Annotated in this window: 20 protein-coding genes; 8 read left to right on the top strand and 12 right to left on the bottom strand. The window is 66.5% G+C overall.

Annotated features, from left to right (window positions below; all coding sequences use genetic code 11):
• Positions 1 to 34: 34 nt before the first annotated feature.
• Entirely contained in the window at positions 35 to 526 is a 492-nt protein-coding gene (locus SLQ30_RS02675; RefSeq protein WP_319445280.1) for a hypothetical protein, read from the top strand.
• Here the strand turns inward: SLQ30_RS02675 and SLQ30_RS02680 are convergent.
• Complete coding sequence (locus SLQ30_RS02680; RefSeq protein WP_319445281.1) at positions 513 to 1,709, bottom strand: class I SAM-dependent RNA methyltransferase; 1,197 nt, start codon at positions 1,707 to 1,709, stop codon at positions 513 to 515. The two genes, SLQ30_RS02675 and SLQ30_RS02680, sit on opposite strands and share 14 nt — an antisense overlap.
• Positions 1,706 to 3,700: an APC family permease gene (locus tag SLQ30_RS02685; protein ID WP_319445282.1), complete on the bottom strand. Its 1,995-nt coding sequence runs from the start codon at positions 3,698 to 3,700 to the stop codon at positions 1,706 to 1,708. The genes SLQ30_RS02680 and SLQ30_RS02685 overlap by 4 nt, the downstream gene beginning before the upstream one ends.
• Positions 3,701 to 3,798: 98 nt before the next feature.
• Between SLQ30_RS02685 and SLQ30_RS02690 the strand changes: the two genes are divergently transcribed.
• Together SLQ30_RS02690 and SLQ30_RS02695 are read left to right on the top strand one after the other, a co-directional pair.
• Entirely contained in the window at positions 3,799 to 4,473 is a 675-nt protein-coding gene (locus SLQ30_RS02690; protein WP_319445283.1) for a TrkA family potassium uptake protein, read from the top strand.
• A 7-nt stretch (positions 4,474 to 4,480) separates the two neighbouring features.
• On the top strand, positions 4,481 to 5,140 hold the full coding sequence (locus tag SLQ30_RS02695; protein WP_319445284.1) for a TrkA family potassium uptake protein: 660 nt from the start codon (positions 4,481 to 4,483) through the stop codon (positions 5,138 to 5,140).
• A 2-nt stretch (positions 5,141 to 5,142) separates the two neighbouring features.
• Here the strand turns inward: SLQ30_RS02695 and SLQ30_RS02700 are convergent, their stop codons facing one another.
• From SLQ30_RS02700 to SLQ30_RS02710, 3 genes are all read right to left on the bottom strand, one after another.
• Positions 5,143 to 6,525 carry an MFS transporter gene (locus SLQ30_RS02700; RefSeq protein WP_319445285.1) on the bottom strand — a complete coding sequence of 461 codons (1,383 nt, stop codon included), beginning with the start codon at positions 6,523 to 6,525 and terminating at the stop codon, positions 5,143 to 5,145.
• 62 nt (positions 6,526 to 6,587) lie between these two features.
• Positions 6,588 to 7,202 carry a DUF3159 domain-containing protein gene (locus tag SLQ30_RS02705; protein WP_413467921.1) on the bottom strand — a complete coding sequence of 205 codons (615 nt, stop codon included), beginning with the start codon at positions 7,200 to 7,202 and terminating at the stop codon, positions 6,588 to 6,590.
• 101 nt (positions 7,203 to 7,303) lie between these two features.
• Positions 7,304 to 7,675, bottom strand: coding sequence for an OB-fold nucleic acid binding domain-containing protein (locus tag SLQ30_RS02710; protein WP_319445286.1), 372 nt, complete (start codon positions 7,673 to 7,675; stop codon positions 7,304 to 7,306).
• A 158-nt stretch (positions 7,676 to 7,833) separates the two neighbouring features.
• Here SLQ30_RS02710 and SLQ30_RS02715 point away from each other — a divergent pair, with 158 nt between their 5' ends.
• The gene (locus tag SLQ30_RS02715) at positions 7,834 to 8,538 is read left to right on the top strand and encodes an alpha/beta hydrolase (protein WP_319445287.1); all 705 of its coding nucleotides are present in this window, start codon (positions 7,834 to 7,836) and stop codon (positions 8,536 to 8,538) included.
• Positions 8,539 to 8,566: 28 nt separating this feature from the next.
• Here SLQ30_RS02715 and SLQ30_RS02720 read toward each other — a convergent pair whose 3' ends face one another.
• Both SLQ30_RS02720 and dut read right to left on the bottom strand, forming a co-directional pair.
• On the bottom strand, positions 8,567 to 9,358 hold the full coding sequence (locus tag SLQ30_RS02720; protein WP_319445288.1) for a DUF3710 domain-containing protein: 792 nt from the start codon (positions 9,356 to 9,358) through the stop codon (positions 8,567 to 8,569).
• Entirely contained in the window at positions 9,359 to 9,823 is a 465-nt protein-coding gene (gene dut / locus SLQ30_RS02725) for a dUTP diphosphatase (protein ID WP_319445289.1), read from the bottom strand.
• A gap of 25 nt (positions 9,824 to 9,848) precedes the next feature.
• Here dut and SLQ30_RS02730 point away from each other — a divergent pair, with 25 nt between their 5' ends.
• Positions 9,849 to 10,328, top strand: coding sequence for a DUF3093 domain-containing protein (locus SLQ30_RS02730; RefSeq protein WP_319445290.1), 480 nt, complete (start codon positions 9,849 to 9,851; stop codon positions 10,326 to 10,328).
• A gap of 10 nt (positions 10,329 to 10,338) precedes the next feature.
• Here SLQ30_RS02730 and SLQ30_RS02735 read toward each other — a convergent pair whose 3' ends face one another.
• The gene (locus SLQ30_RS02735; protein WP_319445291.1) at positions 10,339 to 10,641 is read right to left on the bottom strand and encodes a DUF4193 domain-containing protein; all 303 of its coding nucleotides are present in this window, start codon (positions 10,639 to 10,641) and stop codon (positions 10,339 to 10,341) included.
• Positions 10,642 to 10,805: 164 nt separating this feature from the next.
• Here SLQ30_RS02735 and cei point away from each other — a divergent pair, with 164 nt between their 5' ends.
• Positions 10,806 to 11,456 (top strand): envelope integrity protein Cei, encoded by a 651-nt coding sequence (gene cei, locus SLQ30_RS02740; RefSeq protein ID WP_319445292.1) that lies wholly within the window; start codon positions 10,806 to 10,808, stop codon positions 11,454 to 11,456.
• 3 nt (positions 11,457 to 11,459) lie between these two features.
• Here cei and SLQ30_RS02745 read toward each other — a convergent pair whose 3' ends face one another.
• Positions 11,460 to 12,305 (bottom strand): inositol monophosphatase family protein, encoded by an 846-nt coding sequence (locus SLQ30_RS02745; protein ID WP_319445293.1) that lies wholly within the window; start codon positions 12,303 to 12,305, stop codon positions 11,460 to 11,462.
• Between the two features lie 153 nt (positions 12,306 to 12,458).
• On the opposite strand from SLQ30_RS02745, the gene ppgK reads away from it, so the two are divergent.
• Together ppgK and SLQ30_RS02755 are read left to right on the top strand one after the other, a co-directional pair.
• The gene (ppgK, locus tag SLQ30_RS02750) at positions 12,459 to 13,256 is read left to right on the top strand and encodes a polyphosphate--glucose phosphotransferase (protein WP_319445294.1); all 798 of its coding nucleotides are present in this window, start codon (positions 12,459 to 12,461) and stop codon (positions 13,254 to 13,256) included.
• 228 nt (positions 13,257 to 13,484) lie between these two features.
• Positions 13,485 to 14,951: an RNA polymerase sigma factor gene (locus tag SLQ30_RS02755; RefSeq protein WP_413467922.1), complete on the top strand. Its 1,467-nt coding sequence runs from the start codon at positions 13,485 to 13,487 to the stop codon at positions 14,949 to 14,951.
• Positions 14,952 to 15,004: 53 nt separating this feature from the next.
• Here the strand turns inward: SLQ30_RS02755 and SLQ30_RS02760 are convergent, their stop codons facing one another.
• The 3 genes from SLQ30_RS02760 to SLQ30_RS02770 form a co-directional block, all read right to left on the bottom strand.
• On the bottom strand, positions 15,005 to 15,562 hold the full coding sequence (locus SLQ30_RS02760; RefSeq protein ID WP_319445296.1) for an RICIN domain-containing protein: 558 nt from the start codon (positions 15,560 to 15,562) through the stop codon (positions 15,005 to 15,007).
• Positions 15,563 to 15,767: 205 nt separating this feature from the next.
• Complete coding sequence (locus SLQ30_RS02765) at positions 15,768 to 16,160, bottom strand: nuclear transport factor 2 family protein (RefSeq protein WP_319445297.1); 393 nt, start codon at positions 16,158 to 16,160, stop codon at positions 15,768 to 15,770.
• Positions 16,161 to 16,362: 202 nt separating this feature from the next.
• Positions 16,363 to 17,148: a hypothetical protein gene (locus SLQ30_RS02770; protein ID WP_319445298.1), complete on the bottom strand. Its 786-nt coding sequence runs from the start codon at positions 17,146 to 17,148 to the stop codon at positions 16,363 to 16,365.
• Positions 17,149 to 17,217 lie beyond the last annotated feature (69 nt).

The raw sequence follows: 17,217 nt of genomic DNA on the forward strand, positions 1-17,217 counted from the left end.
CATGAGAGCGCGAATGCGGCCTAACTTGTTCACCATGCCGTCGACGAAGGCACCGACTGTCATCGAACGTCGGACCGTCGTGGCCGCGCCCGCCGAAGAGGTATGGCAGCGCGTGGTGACCCCAGAAGGCATCAACGACGAACTGCGGCCGGTCATGACGATGTCCATGCCGCGTGGCGCCGATTCCCTGACCGTCGACAACGTGCCGGTCGGCATCCCCATCGGCAGGGCATGGCTTCGGCTGGGCGGCGTGCTGCCGTTCGACTACGACCACCTCACCATCGCCGAACTCGAACCGGGACGGCGGTTTCGCGAGGAGTCCACGATGCTCTCGATGAGCCTGTGGCGTCACGAGCGGACGGTCACGCCAGAAGGCGCTATGGCATCCGTCGTCCACGACCGCGTCAGCTTCCGGCTGAGGGCCGGGTTGAGGCTGTCGACCCCGCTGGTCGCGGCGGGCGTGGGCGCGCTCTTCAGCCATCGCCATCGGCGGCTGCAACGCCACTTCGCCGTCACGACCGGCTGAGCACCGCAACGCATTCCACGTGATGGGTCAGCGGGAACGAGTCGAATACCCGAACCTCCTCGACCGTGTAGCCGTGGCCCCGGTACAGGCTGACGTCGCGCGCGAAAGATGCTGCTTCACAACCGATATGGATGATGCGTGGCACTCCGGCACCGGCCAGCAGGTCGACGACTTCACGGCCTGCGCCGGTGCGCGGCGGGTCAAGCACCGCGACGTCGGCACGCCGCGGTTGCGAGTTCAACGCGCGGCGCACTGAATCGGTGACGACGTCGACCCAGCCCAGGTCCGCCAGCGCAGTGCGCGCCGCGCGAGCGGAGCCACGTGAAGTGTCAACGGTGACAACCCGTCCCGACTCACCGACTTCCTGTGCGAGCACTGCAGCGAAAACCCCTGCGCCGCCGTATAAGTCCCACGCGGTCTGACCTGGACTCAGCTGTGCCCATTCGGCGATCAGGCCGCTGTAGACGCGGGCGGCGTCGCGATGGGCCTGCCAGAACGCGGTGACCGGCACCTGCCACGTCCGGCTGCCCACGCGTTGCACGGCCTCGTAGCTGCCCTCGACGACCTGGGTGGGAGCGGTCTTACGGCCCGCTTTTGGCCCGGTCCGCACCACGTGCCGCTGGCCGTCATCGTCGAGCGCGACGTGCAGTTGCGCACCGGCCGGCCAGCGCCCTTCGTCGAGCCCGTCCAACATGCCCGACGGCACCTGGGCACAGGACAGCGTCGTCACCAGGTCGGGACTGTGGTAGCGGTGATACCCCACGCGACCATCGTGACCGGTGTCCAGCCGCACCCTGGTGCGCCATCCGGTGGCCTCGATGGACCCGACCGGCTCGGCCACCCCCGCCCACTCGTACCCACCGAGCCTCGCCAGCTGGTTGGCCACCACGTCGGCCTTGAGCCTGCGCGCCGCGTCGGGCTCGGCGAAGGCCAGGTCGCAGCACCCCGCGCCGTCGACACCGGCGATCGGGCACAGCGAGTCAATGCGGTCAGGCGATGGATCGAGCACCTCGACGACCTCTGCGTGCCAATGGCTTCCGCGCTCGGCGGTAACGCGCACCCGCACCCGCTCCCCAGGTAGGGCATGGCGCACGAACACCACCCGACCCTCGTGGTGGGCGACGCAGCTACCACCGTTGGCCGGAGGGCCCGTGGTCAAGATCAATTGCTCAGAGCTCGTCAATCTAGGAAGCCCCTGCGCGCATCACCTGGAGCCGACTGTGGCTCCAGCGTCTTGAGCCGCTCGGACGAGTTCAGTTGCCACGGAACAGAAGTGACCATCACGTTCGGTTCGAAGAGCAACCGCCCCTTCAGCCGAAGCGCGCTCTGGTTGTGCAGCACCTGTTCCCACCAGTGTCCGACGACGTACTCGGGGATGAACACGGTGACCACCGTGCGTGGCGACTCCTTCGTGATCCGCTTGACGTAATCCAGTATGGGACGGGTGATCTCACGGTAGGGCGACGCGATGACCTTCAGCGGCACCGTCACGTCGCTGTCCTCCCACTTGTGCACCAGCGCTCGGGCCTCGCCGTCGTCGACGCTGACGGTGATGGCCTCCAGCACATCGGGTCGGGTGGCCTTGGCGTAGGCCAGCGCGCGGCGGGTGGGTTTGTGCAGATTCGACACCAGCACCACGGCGTGGTTGCGGCTGGGCAGCACGATGTCCTCGTCCTCCGCCTCGCGAGCGTGGAGTTCGCGCGCCACGGTGTCGTAGTGCTTGTGGATCAACTTCATGATGAGGAAGAGCGCGCCCATCGCAAGGATCGCGATCCACGCCCCGGCCAGGAACTTCGTCACCACGACCACGACCAGCACCGTCCCGGTGCAGAGCAGGCCGACCGTGTTGATGACGCGGGACCGCTGCATCCTGCGGCGCTCTGCGGCGTCGGGTTCCGCACGCAGCAGTCGTGTCCAGTGCCGGACCATGCCGATCTGGCTGAGCGTGAACGACACGAACACACCGACGATGTACAGCTGAATCAGCGCCGTGGTCTCGGCCCGGAAGGCCACCACGAAGGCAATGGCGGCGAAGGCCAGGAAGAGAATGCCGTTCGAGAACGCCAGTCGATCCCCTCGCGTGTGCAATTGGCGGGGCAGGTAGCGGTCCTGGGCGAGGATCGAGCCGAGCACCGGGAAACCGTTGAACGCCGTGTTGGCGGCCAGCACGAGGATCAGCGCGGTCACCAGTGCGATGAGGAACAGCCCTGGGCCGAAATTGTGGAACACGGCGTCAGCGAGCTGCGCGACCAACGTCTTCTGGTGGTAGTTGGGCGGCGCGCCGACCAGTTGCTCGGCCGGGCGTTCCGCCATCTGTACGCCGGTCTCCTTTGCCAGCATGATCATGCCGATAAAGAGCGTCACCGAGATCAACCCAAGTAGCAGAAGTGTCGTTGCCGCGTTGCGCGACTTGGGTTTCCGGAAGGCGGGCACACCATTGCTGATGGCTTCGACGCCGGTCAATGCGGCAGAGCCCGACGAGAACGCCCGCGCCACCAGGAAGATCAACGCGAACCCAAGTATGTCGCCGTGCTCGGCGTGCATGTGGAACTGCGCGGACTCAGCTTTCAAGGGATGGTCGAGAACCAGGATCTGGAAGAAACCCCAGCCGAGCATGATGAACATGCCGACCATGAAGGCGTAGGTAGGGATCGCGAAGGCAGTGCCCGACTCCCGGATACCGCGCAGATTCAACGCCGCGAGCAGCAGGATGGCGCCGACCGCGAACATCACCTTGTGCTGCGCGATGAACGGCACCGCCGACCCGATGTTGGACATCGCCGACGACATCGAGACCGCAACGGTCAGCACGTAGTCGACCAGCAGTGCACTCGCGACCGTGAGCCCGGCAGTACCGCCGAGGTTGGTGGTCACCACCTCGTAGTCGCCGCCGCCGGACGGATAGGCGTGCACGTTCTGCCGGTAGCTCGCGATCACGACGAGCATGACCGCCGCCACCGCCAGCCCGATCCACGGTGCCATCGAGTAGGCGCTCAACCCGGCGACCGAGAGCACCAGGAAGACTTCCTCGGGTGCGTAGGCGACCGACGACAACGCGTCGGACGCGAACACTGGCAGCGCGATCCGCTTGGGCAGCAACGTATGGCCCATCGCATCGCTGCGGAACGGCCTTCCCAGGACCAGCCGGCGCGCGACGGTCGATAGCTTGGACACGACTGCCAAGAGTAAGCGTATGGACGAATGGCTGTAGCGTTCCGTGTGCTCAGGTTCGCGACAATCTGATGCTGAACGACCGCTGGAAGGACCGACGCGTGCGTGTTGTAGTGATGGGATGCGGCCGAGTCGGCGCGTCGTTGTCGGACGGACTGGCCCGGGTGGGCCACGAAGTTGCCGTCATCGACCGCGACAGCACGGCATTTCACCGACTGTCCCCCGAGTTTCCCGGCGAGCGCGTGCTCGGCATGGGTTTCGACCGCGACGTGCTGCTGCGGGCGGGTATCGAGGAGGCTGGAGCCTTCGCCGCGGTGTCGTCGGGCGACAACTCCAACATCATCTCGGCGCGGGTGGCTCGCGAGACGTTCGGCGTCGAGCGCGTGGTGGCCCGTATCTACGACGCCAAACGCGCCGCGGTATACGAGCGGCTGGGCATCCCCACGGTGGCGACGGTGCCATGGACCACCGACCGGCTGCTGAACGTGCTGACCCGAGAATCGGAAACGACGAAGTGGCGCGATCCTTCGGGCAACGTCGCCGTGGCCGAGTTGGCGCTGCACGAGGAGTGGGTCGGACACCGGGTGACCGCACTGGAGGCCGCCACCGGCGGACGCGTCGCGTTCATGATCCGCTTCGGCGGCGGACTGCTACCCGAGCCCAAGACTGTCATCCAGGCCAGCGATCAGGTGTACCTCGCCGCAATCTCCGGCCGCGTGGCCGAAGCAATGGCAATCGCTGCGCTGCCGCCCGCCGACGACGTCGAGGAGCGGTGAGGAACCCATGAAGGTCGTCATCGCAGGGGCCGGGGCAGTCGGCCGGTCCATCGCACGAGAACTTGTCGCCAACCATGAGGTGACGCTGCTGGAACGCGACCCCGCTCACGTCGACGTCGACGCCATCCCGGCCGCGCACTGGCGGCTGGGCGACGCGTGCGAGTTGAGCCTGCTCGAGTCGGTCAAGCTCGAGGACTTCGACGTCGTGATCGCCGCGACCGGCGACGACAAGGCCAATGTCGTGCTGAGCCTGCTCGCCAAGACGGAGTTCGCGGTGTCACGCGTGGTCGCCAGGGTCAACGATCCGCGTAACGAGTGGCTGTTCGACGAGAATTGGGGCGTCGACGTGGCGGTCTCCACACCGCGGATGCTGGCCTCGCTCGTCGAGGAAGCGGTGTCCGTCGGTGACCTGGTGCGGCTGATGAGCTTCCGCAAGGGCCAGGCCAACCTTGTCGAGATCACGCTGCCCGACGACACCCCGTGGGGCGGAAAGGCCGTCAAGAGGCTGGAACTCCCGCGTGACGCAGTGCTGGTGACGATCCTGCGGGGGGCCCGCGTGATCGTCCCCGAGGACGACGAGCCGTTGGAGGGCGGCGACGAACTGTTGTTCGTTGCGGTCGCCGACGTCGAGGAGCAGCTGCGCGAGGTGCTACTCCACTCACGCTGAGCTCAGTGCCACCCGAGCGCGCGCGGGGGTGACTGGGCCGAGCCGTGCCCAGCCCCGTGGCGGGCGTTGCTGATGCCCAGTGCCGAGCAGAGCCCGGCGATCGCGAACAACACCGCAGCCACCAGAACGGTCCGTCGAAATCCATCGAAATCCATTGCGCCGCCTACGATTATCCCCATCAGGGCCACCGCGACCAGGCCTGCGATGCGCGAGACTGCGTTGTTGACCGCCGATCCGATGCCGCTCTGGGCGGGCTGGACTGCGGCGAGTACGGCCGCCGTCAGCGGCGATACGGTCATCGAAAGGCCGAACCCGAAGACGAGTACGCCGGGCAGCACCTGTGTCCAGAAGTCGAACGTGTCGCGCTGCTGCAACGACATCGCCATCAACAGAAACCCGCCTGCGGCGACGACGGGGCCCGCGGCCATGTAGAGCCGAGGCCCATGCCTGCCTGCCAGAGTGCCGAACGGTCGGGCCAGCAGGAACGAGAGCACCGGCATCGGAAGGGTGGCAAGGCCCGCCTGCGTGGCCGTCAGCCCGACCGCCTCCTGAAGGAACAGGGCGATGCTGAGCATGCCGAGCGATACCGCAGCGTAGAAGAACACGGTGGCCAGATTGCCCACGGCGAAGTTCCGCTCGCCGAACAGCTGAAGGGGCAGCATGGGATTCGCCGTGCGGCGTTCCCACCACGGGAAGGCGACCAGGCACGCGACTCCAGACCCCAGTCCAGCGAGCACGGCGGGATTGGACGGGCCGAGGCGCTGCACCTCGATCAGCGCGTACACCGTCGCAGCGAGGCCGACGGCGGCCAATGCGGCGCCGACGCCGTCGATGCGCGCCTCGCGCCGTGCGCCGGACTCCCCCGCCCCCGCCGAAGACAATTTGGTCGCCAGGTAGAGCGTGACGGCGACCGGCACAACGTTGAGCCCGAACACCCAGCGCCAACTCAACGCGTCGACCAGCACGCCCCCAAGAGGTGGCCCGACGACGAACGCCGTGCCGGTCCACGCGGTCCAGGTTCCGATGGCGCTGGCCTGCCGCGCATCGCTGAACCGGGAATTGATCATCGCCAGCGAGCTCGGCACCAAGAAAGCCGCACCGACACCTTGAAGACAGCGCGCGGCGACCAGCACCCATCCCGTAGGCGCAACCGCACACAACAGCGACGCGCCCGCGAAGATCCCCAGCCCCGCCCGAAGCACCCTGAGCCTGCCGTACTGATCCGACACCGCCCCGGCGACCAGGATGAGCGCCCCGAGCGCGAGCAGGTATCCATCGATCACCCATTGCTGCAGCGCAAGGCCGCCACCGAGCTCGCGGCCGATCGCGGGAAGGGCCAGGTTGACGACAGAGCCGTCCAGGAACGCCACGAAGGATGCCAGCACGGCGACCGCGATGAGTGGACGATCGGTCGCACTGTCCGCTTGGGGAGCGCCGCTCAGGGGTGTCAGTCCGTTCGGGGCTCGACGGACACGTCGTCCTGCTCCGACTCGTGTGCGTGCATGGCACGTTGGGCCGTCCGGATCGCCAGGTAGGTCACCAGCGCCGCAACGGCGGTCAGCGGCCAGCCCATGGCGATGCGAGTCACGCCGAGCAGACCGGTCTCGTCGGCGTCGTAGAGCCGATGTTGGACGAGGTAGCGCGCCCCGAACACCAGTACCCACGCAAGGGTGGCCAGATCGAAGGCAAGTACCGCCTTGCGTACTCCGCGCCAGTCGCGGTCGCGGGCGTTGACCCAGGCCCACACGTAGCCGACGATCGGCCGCCGGATCAGGACGCTCACCGCGAATACCGCGGCGTAGATCAGCGACGACCAGATGCCCAGCAGGAAGTAACCCTTGGACTCCCCCACCACGTAGGCGATGAGCGCGCTGATTCCGACGCCGAAGAAGCCGGATATGGCCGGCTGCAACGACTCTCGTCGGATCAGTCGCCAAATCAGCACGAGAGTGGCCACGCCGAGCGCCGCGTAGATTGCGGGCATCAGCCCGAATTTGGTGGACACCGGAACGAAGACCAGCACCGGCAACGACGAGTAGATCAGGCCGCTGAAGCCGCCCATCTGCTCCAGCAGCGCACGGCCGTCCAGCTTCTGTTCGGGTTCGTCGGGCGACCCAACCGGGTCACGCTCTACGTCGTCCGTGATCCCCTTTTCGGGGTCATTCACTTCTGGATCTCGTAGTGGGGGTTGTAGATGGCCTTCGAGCCGTTCTCCAACTTGCCGAGTCGTCCGTGGACGCGCAGCGTGCGTCCGGACTCGATGCCGGCGATGCGGCGTTGCCCCAGCCACACCAGCATCACCGAGTCGGTGCCGTCGAACAGTTCAGCGCGCACGCCGCCCGCACAACCCTTGGCATTGGTCTCCACGCAGCGCAACGTGCCGACCATCGTCACTTCCTGACCGCGCCGGCAATCGATGGCCTTCTGCGCGCCCGTGTTAGCGGCTTCGTCGGTGAGCTCGTCGACGTCACGTTGTTCGGGGTCCTCCGTCAGCCGGCGTGTCAGCCGGCGCAGATAACCTTCGGCCGTAGCCATGGGCTCTCCTGCCCCTCTGCGAGTCCACCGTGGACTCCGCTATAACCAACGCCACGGTAGACCCTTGGGTTCCCTTTTTCCACGCGGCCCAACCGCACGTCGTGTCGCGTCGACGTGTCGGCTGCCACATGAGCCCGCCGACCCGGCACGATCAACAGATGACCGTCAGTCTGCGCGGCGTCACAGTGGTCCTGCTGCCCGGAACAGGATCGGACGACGACTACGTCTACCGGGCCTTTTCCTCCGCGTTGCACGGCTGCGCCGCCACGGTAGTCACCCCCGCCCCCGAGCCACAGCACCTCGTCGCCGGGTATCGACGCGCGCTCGACGAGGCCGCCCGCACCGGTCCCATCGCGGTCGGCGGCGTGTCGATCGGCGCCGCGGTGGCCGTCGCGTGGGCACTGGCTCACCCGTCGCACGCAGTCGGGGTGCTCGCCGCGCTGCCGGCGTGGACCGGCCCACCCGAGGCCGCACCGGCCGCGATGGCGGCGAAGTATTCGGCGGACGTTCTTCGGCGCGATGGGCTGGCCTCGGCGATCGCCCAGATGCGTGCCTCGAGTCCGGCCTGGCTGGCCGACGAGCTCACCCGGTCATGGGTGGGCCAGTGGCCCGCGCTACCCGACGCGATGGACGAAGCCGCGCACTACGTCGCCCCAACTTCGGACGAACTGGCGACGCTTGACGTTCCGATGGGGGTGGTCGCCGCGACAGGCGATCTGGTCCATCCCGTAGAGGTGGCCTTCGAGTGGGTTGCCGCGGCACCGCACGCGGCGCTGCGGACGATCACGCTGGACGAGTTGGGAGCCGATGCGAGCGCGCTCGGCGCGGCCTGCGTGGATGCGCTGCTAGAGGTCGAGCACTGACTCACCTGGGTCACTGACCCACCCAGCTTCACCCACCCGTGATGGTGCGGAGCTGCTGCATCGCCGAGCCCTGCTCGGAACGCCTGGCCGCGGGCTGCGGAGGCTGCGGCGGCTCGGGCGAGTCGGTGCCCTGTTCGGCCACCATCTGCTCGGCCCTGGCCCGCAGCCGCGTGACGAGCGACTCGGACAACTGGAGCGGAAGCATATAGCGCACTGGCATCGGCGTCTCGCCTCGACGAACAACCGTGTCCGCCATGGCCTTTCGCACGTCATCGGCAATCGCGTCGGCGCTTTCCGGGCTGCCGACGGCTGCGCCTCGGATCATCCAGCGGTAGCCGTCGACGCCGATGAAGCGCATGACCGTGGGTTCCGGACCGTTCGTCATGACCCCGACGACCTCGCGCCCCCACGGGCCGTCCTCGATGGTGACCTGGGCGGCCTCCTTGCGCAACGAATCCGCGACCTCGGTTACCACCTCGCGCCACAGGCTGCCGGTCTTCGGTGCGGCGTACGCGGTGAAGTTGTAGCGCCCGTTGGGCGTCACCATCCACACCATGGTGGGGACGCCTTCTTGGTTCACTTCGACCGCCAGTTCGGCGGTCTCGTCGACGGGGATCAGCACCGAGCCGAGGTCGTGACGACCCTGTGTCGCCACCGCCGGATCGTCGAAGTCGTCGATGTCGAACGGCCCGTCGAACTCGTCACCGGCCGCGGGCGCGACCTCCCCCGCCTGGCCACTGGCCGGTTTGCCGCGGTCGTCCGCGCCACCCTGCTCGTCGGCCGTGTCTTCTTTGCCGTGCTTGCGCTTGCCGAATGCCATCTACAGACTCCCGTGTCCGCCGGAGGAACCGTGGCCGCCCTCGCCACGGGAGGTGTCGGCCAGTCCGGCCTCGTCGAATGACGTCACCTCGACCAACTCGGGCAGTTCGACCCGTTGTACCAACAACTGTGCGATCCGATCACCGCGTCGCACGGTGATCGGTAGGTCTGGGTCGAGGTTGATCAGTGTCACCTTGACCTCCCCGCGGTAGCCGGCGTCGATGGTGCCTGGGGTGTTCACGATCGAAAGCCCAACGCGGGTAGCCAATCCCGAGCGCGGATGCACCAGCCCCACCATCCCGTGTGGGATGGCAACGGCGATGCCCGTCGGGACCAACTCGCGTCGACCTGGCGCGAGCTCGATGTCGACGGCGCTGTAGAGGTCGACGCCAGCGTCACCATCGTGAGCCCTGGCAGGCATGGGGAGGTCGCGATCCAACCGGACGACCGCGAGAGAGGTGGACACGGCGTGCAAGATTACTCTTGGCCACGTGTCCGACACGCGCGCAGCCGCCCAAACGGTGCTGTATCAAGAACGATTGCGAGTGCCGTTGTGGTGGTGGCTGCCAGGATTCGGGCTTGCGGGCCTCATCGCCCTCGAGGTTGATCAAGGTGTGCAGGCCATGCCCGCCTGGATACCGTTCGCGGTGCTGCTGCCGGTGGCCGCCGCGGTCCTGCTCTGGATGGGTCGATTCGACATCCGGGTCGTGAGCTCCCCCGATCGCGAAACCGAGTTGTGGGTCAACGCAGCGCACCTTCCGGTCAGCGTCATCGCCCGTTCGGCCGAAGTTCCTCGCTCGGCCAAGTCCTCCGCGTTGGGTCGCCAACTCGATCCAGCGGCCTATGTCGTGCACCGGCCGTGGGTGGGCCCGATGATCCTGGTGGTCCTGGACGATCCGGACGACCCGACCCCGTACTGGCTGGTGAGCAGCAGGCGACCCGACCAACTGCTGGCGGCACTGCGCGCCTGAGCGGCTCCGGTCAGGCAGCGCAGTCCGTGCAGATCATGACGCCGTTCTTCTCGGTAGCAAGCCTGCTGCGGTGATGCACCAGGAAGCAGCTTGCGCACGTGAACTCGTCGGCTTGCTTGGGTATCACGCGAACCGAGAGTTCCTCGCCCGACAAGTCGGCACCGGGCAGTTCGAATGACTCCGCAGATTCGGACTCGTCTACATCGACAACCGCCGATTGGGCCTCGTTGCGCCGTTGCTTGAGTTCTTCGAGCGAATCCTCGGAAACGTCGTCGGTCTCGGTGCGCCGTGGGGCGTCGTAGTCGGTGGCCATACCCCTCTTCCCCTCGTATCAGTAGCGACAGAGCTTTGTACCAGCGCAGAACGCATCCGCCAAATAATTCGTGCCCCGTTTCGGCACAGATTGACTGTGATTTATATCACAGGACGAATGGCCAGGTAGCGACCGGCGCCACGGCCTGCCCTTACAGTGCAGGGGTGGTCGCGCAAATCACGTCAGGCACCGCCTTCGACAAACACGGTCGCCCCTTCCGGCGAAGGAACTTCCTACCGGGTGCCATCGTGATCGCCACGCTGGCCGTCATCTCCTTGGTCGCGTGGCTGATCGCCTTCAATCAGCCCGCCGAGGTGGAGCAGGTGGCCGCGTGCAACGCACCACCGGCGGCCACCGACCCGAACCAGCCCAAGCTCGGCTCGCCGGTCACCACTGCCACCATGACCGAGGTCGTCCCCGCGAAACTCGCCGACACCAAGATCAGGGTGCTCAACGCCAGCGGCCAGGGCGGCCAGGCCGCCGAGGTCTCGGGTGCGCTGCGCGATCTCGGATACGCCCAGCCCGCCGCCGCCAACGACGACGTCTATGCCGGCACCCGCCTGGAATGCCAGGGGCAGCTCCGGTTCGGGCCGACGGGCCGCGCGGCCGCGGCCGCGGTCTGGTTGGTCGCTCCGTGCACGGAGTTGTATCAAGACCAACGGAGCGACGACACCGTCGATTTGGCCATCGGGACCGACTTCACCGAGTTGACGCACAACGACGACACCGACGCCATGCTTGCCAGCCTTCGGCCGGACGCGACCCAGCCGCCAGACTCGGCGCTGCTGTCGAAGATTCACGGAGCCACCTGTTAGCGCTTAGTACGCCCCACTGCCGTGCAGCGCGCGGTCGAACTCCGCAGCGATCCCCGGTGCCGCGGCCGCGACGAAGCCCGACTTCCCGTTCGCGGGGGGTAATCGCAGCCATGCCCCGGCCTCGGCGGCGATCAACGCGGCCGCGGCCCAGTCCCATACGTGCACGCCCTCTTCGTAGTAGGCGTCGAGGCGTCCGGCGGCCACCATGCACAGGTCCAGCGCGCAGGATCCGATGCGACGCACGTCGCGCACCTCGGGCAGCAGCTGGGTGAAGACCTTCGCCTGCCGGATCCTGCGCTCGCGGGCATAGCCGAACCCGGTGCCCACCAAGGCCATCGAGAGCTCGGTGACGGTCGTGCAGTGCAACGGGACGGACGCATCGCCGCGGCGGACGTGCGCACCGTGCCCCAGCGCGGCCGAGAACACCTCACCGGTCGGGACGTTGGCGACGGCGCCGGCCACCGAGCTTCCGTCGATCTGTACGCCGACGGAGACCGCGTACGCCTCGAGTCCGTAGACGAAGTTCACGGTCCCGTCGATCGGATCGAGCACCCAGGTCGGGGCGCCCGCCCGTGCGTCGACCGACCCGCCCTCCTCCTCCCCGACAATCGGTTCCCCGGGCCGGACCACCGCCAGCCGGTCGCGCAACATCCGTTCCGTCTCCGTGTCGACGATCGTGACGGGATCGGTCGGCGTGCTCTTGCTCTGGACCGTCGTGCCGTCGTGGTCGCGTCGGGCGTCGTCACCGAATACCTCGGCGCGGCGACGTCGGACGAGCTCGGCAGCCTCGACGGCCAGCAGCTCCGAGACCGCCCGCAGGGTCACCGGATCGTTGTCTGAGTGGCTCACCCAGATATCGCAACACACGAGTGGCAAACGGGTTCCTCGTCGGCCCCACGTCGACTTTGACGAAGCACTAATGTGTGGGTCGCGCTTCACCTGCTTCGACGGCGGGGCGAACTCGCCAGGGGAAACGAAACTGCGTTGCAAGAGGAGCGTTCAATGACCGCCACCGATACCCCAGCCACCGAATCCAGCGCTGCCTCCCAACACCGGGGATTCGGCATCGACGTCGGTGGTAGCGGCGTGAAGGGCGGCATCGTCGACCTCGAAACGGGTCTGTTGATCGGCGACCGCTTCAAACTCGCCACGCCCCAACCCGCCACGCCGGACGCGGTATCGGACACCATCGCCGAGGTGGTCCGCCACTTCGATTGGAAGGGCAGCCTGGGCGTCACCTACCCCGGGGTGGTCACCGACGGCATCGTCCGCACCGCCGCGAACGTCGACAAGAAGTGGATCGGCACCAACGCGCAGGACGTCATCAGCGCCAAGCTCAACGGCCAGTCGGTGACCGTGCTCAACGACGCCGACGCCGCGGGTCTGGCCGAGGAGAAGTTCGGCGCGGGCAAGGACAACACCGGCCTGATCGTGCTCCTGACGTTCGGCACCGGCATCGGCTCGGCAGTCATCTACAACGGAGTCCTGTTGCCCAACACCGAATTCGGCCACCTCGAGGTTGGCGGCAAGGAGGCCGAGCACCGCGCGGCGTCGTCGGTGAAGGAGGCCAAGGACTGGAGTTACGAGCGCTGGACCGAAGAGGTCACCAAGGTGCTCGTCACGGTCGAGAACGCCATCTGGCCCGACCTGTTCATCGCCGGTGGCGGCATCAGCCGCAAGGCCGACAAGTGGATACCCCTGCTGAAGAACCGGGTGCCCGTCGTGGCCGCCGCGCTGCTCAACACCGCGGGCATCGTCGGTGCCGCGATGGCCACCGACGTCGGCGCCCCGACGCACTAGTGCGTCGCCGAAGTTCCGATTCGGGGCGGCTCCGGGACGGCACGCGGTGGCATATTTGCCGCTCGTAGCGGCACTTGGCCAACACTGTCGTTACAATGGTCAACGGCGGCCGCACGACGGATAGCGGCAAGTATCCAAGCTGAGATCAACGCCAACATTCGACAGCCGACGCTTTTCGGTGGCGCACGCCCACGACCACCGAGATCCGCAATGACCGAAAGGGTGCAAGTGGCCGCGACAAAGGCAAGCCCGGTAACCGATGAGCCGGTAAAGGGCCCCGCCACCAAGGCCCCTGCCAAGAAGGCTGCGGCCACCAAGGCGGCGAACGGATCGGCCCCCGCCAAGAAGGCCACCAAGACCACCGCACGCGCCACGAAAGCCGCACCGGGCACCGCAGCCAAGGCAGGTCCACGCGCCAAGACCGCAGGCGGCCCCGGCCGTCCCAAGAAGGGCGCGGCGGCCGGCGGCGGCACCGAACTGGAAGCTACCGACGAACTCGAATCGACCGACGACATCGAAGTCGAGCCCGATGAGGAAATCGAGGTCGAGGAAATCGATCTCGCTGACCTCGAAACCGGCGACGACGCGGTCGTGGTGGTCGGCGACGACGAGGCCACCCCAGGTAAGGCCGGGGCCAAGGCTGCGCCCGCCGATGCCGCCGCAGACGACGACATCGCCGAGCCCTCCGAGAAGGACAAGGCCTCTGGCGACTTCGTGTGGGACGAAGAGGAGTCCGAGGCGCTGCGCCAGGCCCGCAAGGACGCCGAACTCACCGCATCTGCCGACTCGGTCCGCGCCTATCTCAAGCAGATCGGCAAGGTCGCGCTGCTCAACGCCGAGGAAGAGGTCGAGCTCGCCAAGCGCATCGAGGCCGGGCTCTACTGCACCCAGTTGATGACGGAGCACGCCGAGAAGGGCGAGAAGCTCACCACCGCGCAGCGGCGCGACATGCTCTGGATCTGCCGCGACGGCGATCGCGCGAAGAATCACCTGCTCGAAGCCAACCTCCGCCTCGTCGTGTCGTTGGCCAAGCGCTACACCGGCCGCGGCATGGCGTTCCTGGACCTCATCCAGGAAGGCAACCTCGGCCTCATCCGCGCCGTCGAGAAGTTCGACTACACCAAGGGTTACAAGTTCTCCACGTATGCCACGTGGTGGATCCGCCAGGCCATCACCCGCGCCATGGCCGACCAGGCCCGCACCATCCGCATTCCGGTGCACATGGTCGAAGTCATCAACAAGCTCGGTCGCATCCAGCGCGAGCTGCTGCAGGACCTGGGCCGCGAGCCCACCCCAGAAGAGCTCGCCAAGGAAATGGACATCACGCCGGAGAAGGTGCTGGAGATCCAGCAGTATGCGCGTGAGCCGATCTCGCTTGACCAGACCATCGGCGACGAGGGCGACAGCCAGCTGGGCGACTTCATCGAGGATTCCGAAGCCGTCGTGGCCGTGGACGCGGTGTCGTTCACCCTGCTTCAGGATCAGCTGCAGTCGGTGCTCGAGACGTTGTCCGAGCGCGAGGCGGGCGTGGTCCGACTGCGCTTCGGCCTCACCGACGGCCAGCCCCGCACCCTCGACGAGATCGGGCAGGTCTACGGGGTCACCCGCGAACGAATCCGCCAGATCGAGTCCAAGACGATGTCAAAGTTGCGTCACCCCAGCCGTTCTCAGGTGCTGCGCGACTACCTGGACTAGGCGACGATCCATGGGTTGGCCAGACCATCACGGCCAACCCATGGCCGCCACGTTCAGGCGTAGCGCACGAAGTTGAGTCTCCACTCCTGAGTGTGGTCGGTCTGACCACCAGGGCGCGTGACACTTTCGAAGTCCTTCTCCTTGATCTCGTGTGCATCGAGGAAACGCCCCGAACTCTGCTGGATGATGTTGTAGGAACCTCCCCCGATCGATTTCACCTGCCAGTTCTGGGTGTTGTCGGTCTGTCCGCCCGGTCGCGACACTGCGCGAAAGTCCAACGAGGCGATCTCGTGGGCATCGAGCAACCGGCCCGACGACACCTGTTGGATCGTGGCCACGCTCGCGCCGCTGTCGTCGAAGGTGACCTTCCACTCTTGGCTGGAGTCGCCCTGGCCCGGGCGTGTGACGACGTCGTAGTCGTGGGTGCCGTCATTCCAGGCGTCGAGGAATCGGCCGGACGACACCTGTTGGATCGTGAAGATCTGCGGTGCAATCGCCGCGTGGGCGGCGGGGGCTACGGGATTGAGCACGGTGACTGCGCCTGCTGCGACGAGCAGTGCCGCGCTCATGCCGAATTGGCGTGTCTTCGTGCGGATATGGGTGGTGGTCATCATCGTTCCTTTCGTTGGGTCGCGACCCCTTGCGAGTCGCGTTCACCAACTAGGAGCGATCAGAGACCACGGCTCCCACACTTTTCTTGACACAAGTTCCCGACTGCGACGGGGCCGCCGGGCCAACGGGCGACTACCTGGATTAGCTCGCTCTTGAGCCGACCCGCCTTTGCTGGCGAATGACGGGTCGGTTCAATGCCTTTCGCTATCGGTTGGCGACCTGCTTCGTTCCGTACACGCGCTCCATCAACGCCGTGTCGGTGTGTACGACGACCCGCACCGTCTTGCCATCGCGGATCGTGAAGACGTCGGCGTCCTCACCTTTTTCGTCACCTACCGCGACGTCGGTCAGCGCCACGACGGTGTCACCGTTGGCGATGAGGCGGTTCACTTTCACCGATGGCGACTTGGCGCCGAGCTGCGCGAGGTAGCCCGTGAGTTCACCCTTGCCGTGGTAGACGCCGCTGATGGTGCTGTTACCCGGTTGGACCCATTCGACGTTGTCGTCGAACAACCCCATCACCGTCTCGATGTCACCCGCGATGAACGCGGCATAGCCCGCCTTGACGAGTTCGATGTTTTCTTCCTGCTCTGACATTGTCAGTACCCCCTTGTGCCGATTACCCCGATGTTTCGGCTGCGACGGACTAGGCCGGTCTGGGAGGTCAAGCGATGGCTCTCGGATCAGTCAGACCATTCACCGCCGCACCAAATGTAAGCCTCGCGCTGGTGGATGTACAGACACCGAGATGGAAACGCGCAGCAGGTATTTGAACTGTTAAACAGTTCTGCGTGGCCAGCTAACGGGCCTCGCGCACCTTGTACGACGCGGGCCAGGACTCCCTTGACTCGTCGCCGGTCAGCGGGACGCCCTTGCCGCCCACTTGGACGGCGTATGCCTCCTTGCCGGGGCCGGCCTCCCGGTTGGCCTTCTCGTGAGCCAGGTAGAGCAGCTCGTCGATACCGAGTTCCTTGAAGGCAAGGAACGTCGTCTTGCGGACCGTGTGGGGGCTGTTGGCCTCGGCCACCATGTGGTCGGTGAGCAAGCGCCCCGTGACCACCGCACCGAACAGCAACACGAATGGAATGACCCAGTAGCAGATGAACGACAACGGGGTGCGGGTGTCAAGCAGCGTTGCATTGCCCTGCACGATCGGTGGAATCGCCGAGGACACCGTCATGCCCGCGAATGCGGCGACCCAGATCCATGTCACCAATGTGGTTATCCGGCCGAACAATTCGCTCTTGACGACCTCGGGGGGCTGATCCGATTCGGCGAACTCGCGCACGAACGGCCGCCCGATCAGCACGCTGGTGAGCGCAACGAGGAAGATCCCGGCGCTGCTCAACGGCTGCACCCACCGCTCCATGAAGGCCTGGCTCGTTGTGAACGTCAGCACCGTCAGGATCACGAAGACGCCGATCGCTCCGATTTCGAGCGTGCGCCCGCCGGTGCCCCTGATCCGCCCGGCGACGAACGACACCACGGCTGCTGCCAGGGCCGCAACCACCGCGACCTTGAAGGGCACGTTTCCGACGAGCACCCAATAGACGATCCACGGTATGAATCCGGCGAGAATGGCCACGATGAGTCAGTGTAGGTAACGGAATTACCGTGACGTGCGCCACCGCCCCCACCTGACAAGTCCCGACAC

This window comes from Mycobacterium sp. RTGN4, assembly GCF_033804635.1.
Lineage (GTDB): Bacteria > Actinomycetota > Actinomycetes > Mycobacteriales > Mycobacteriaceae > Mycobacterium.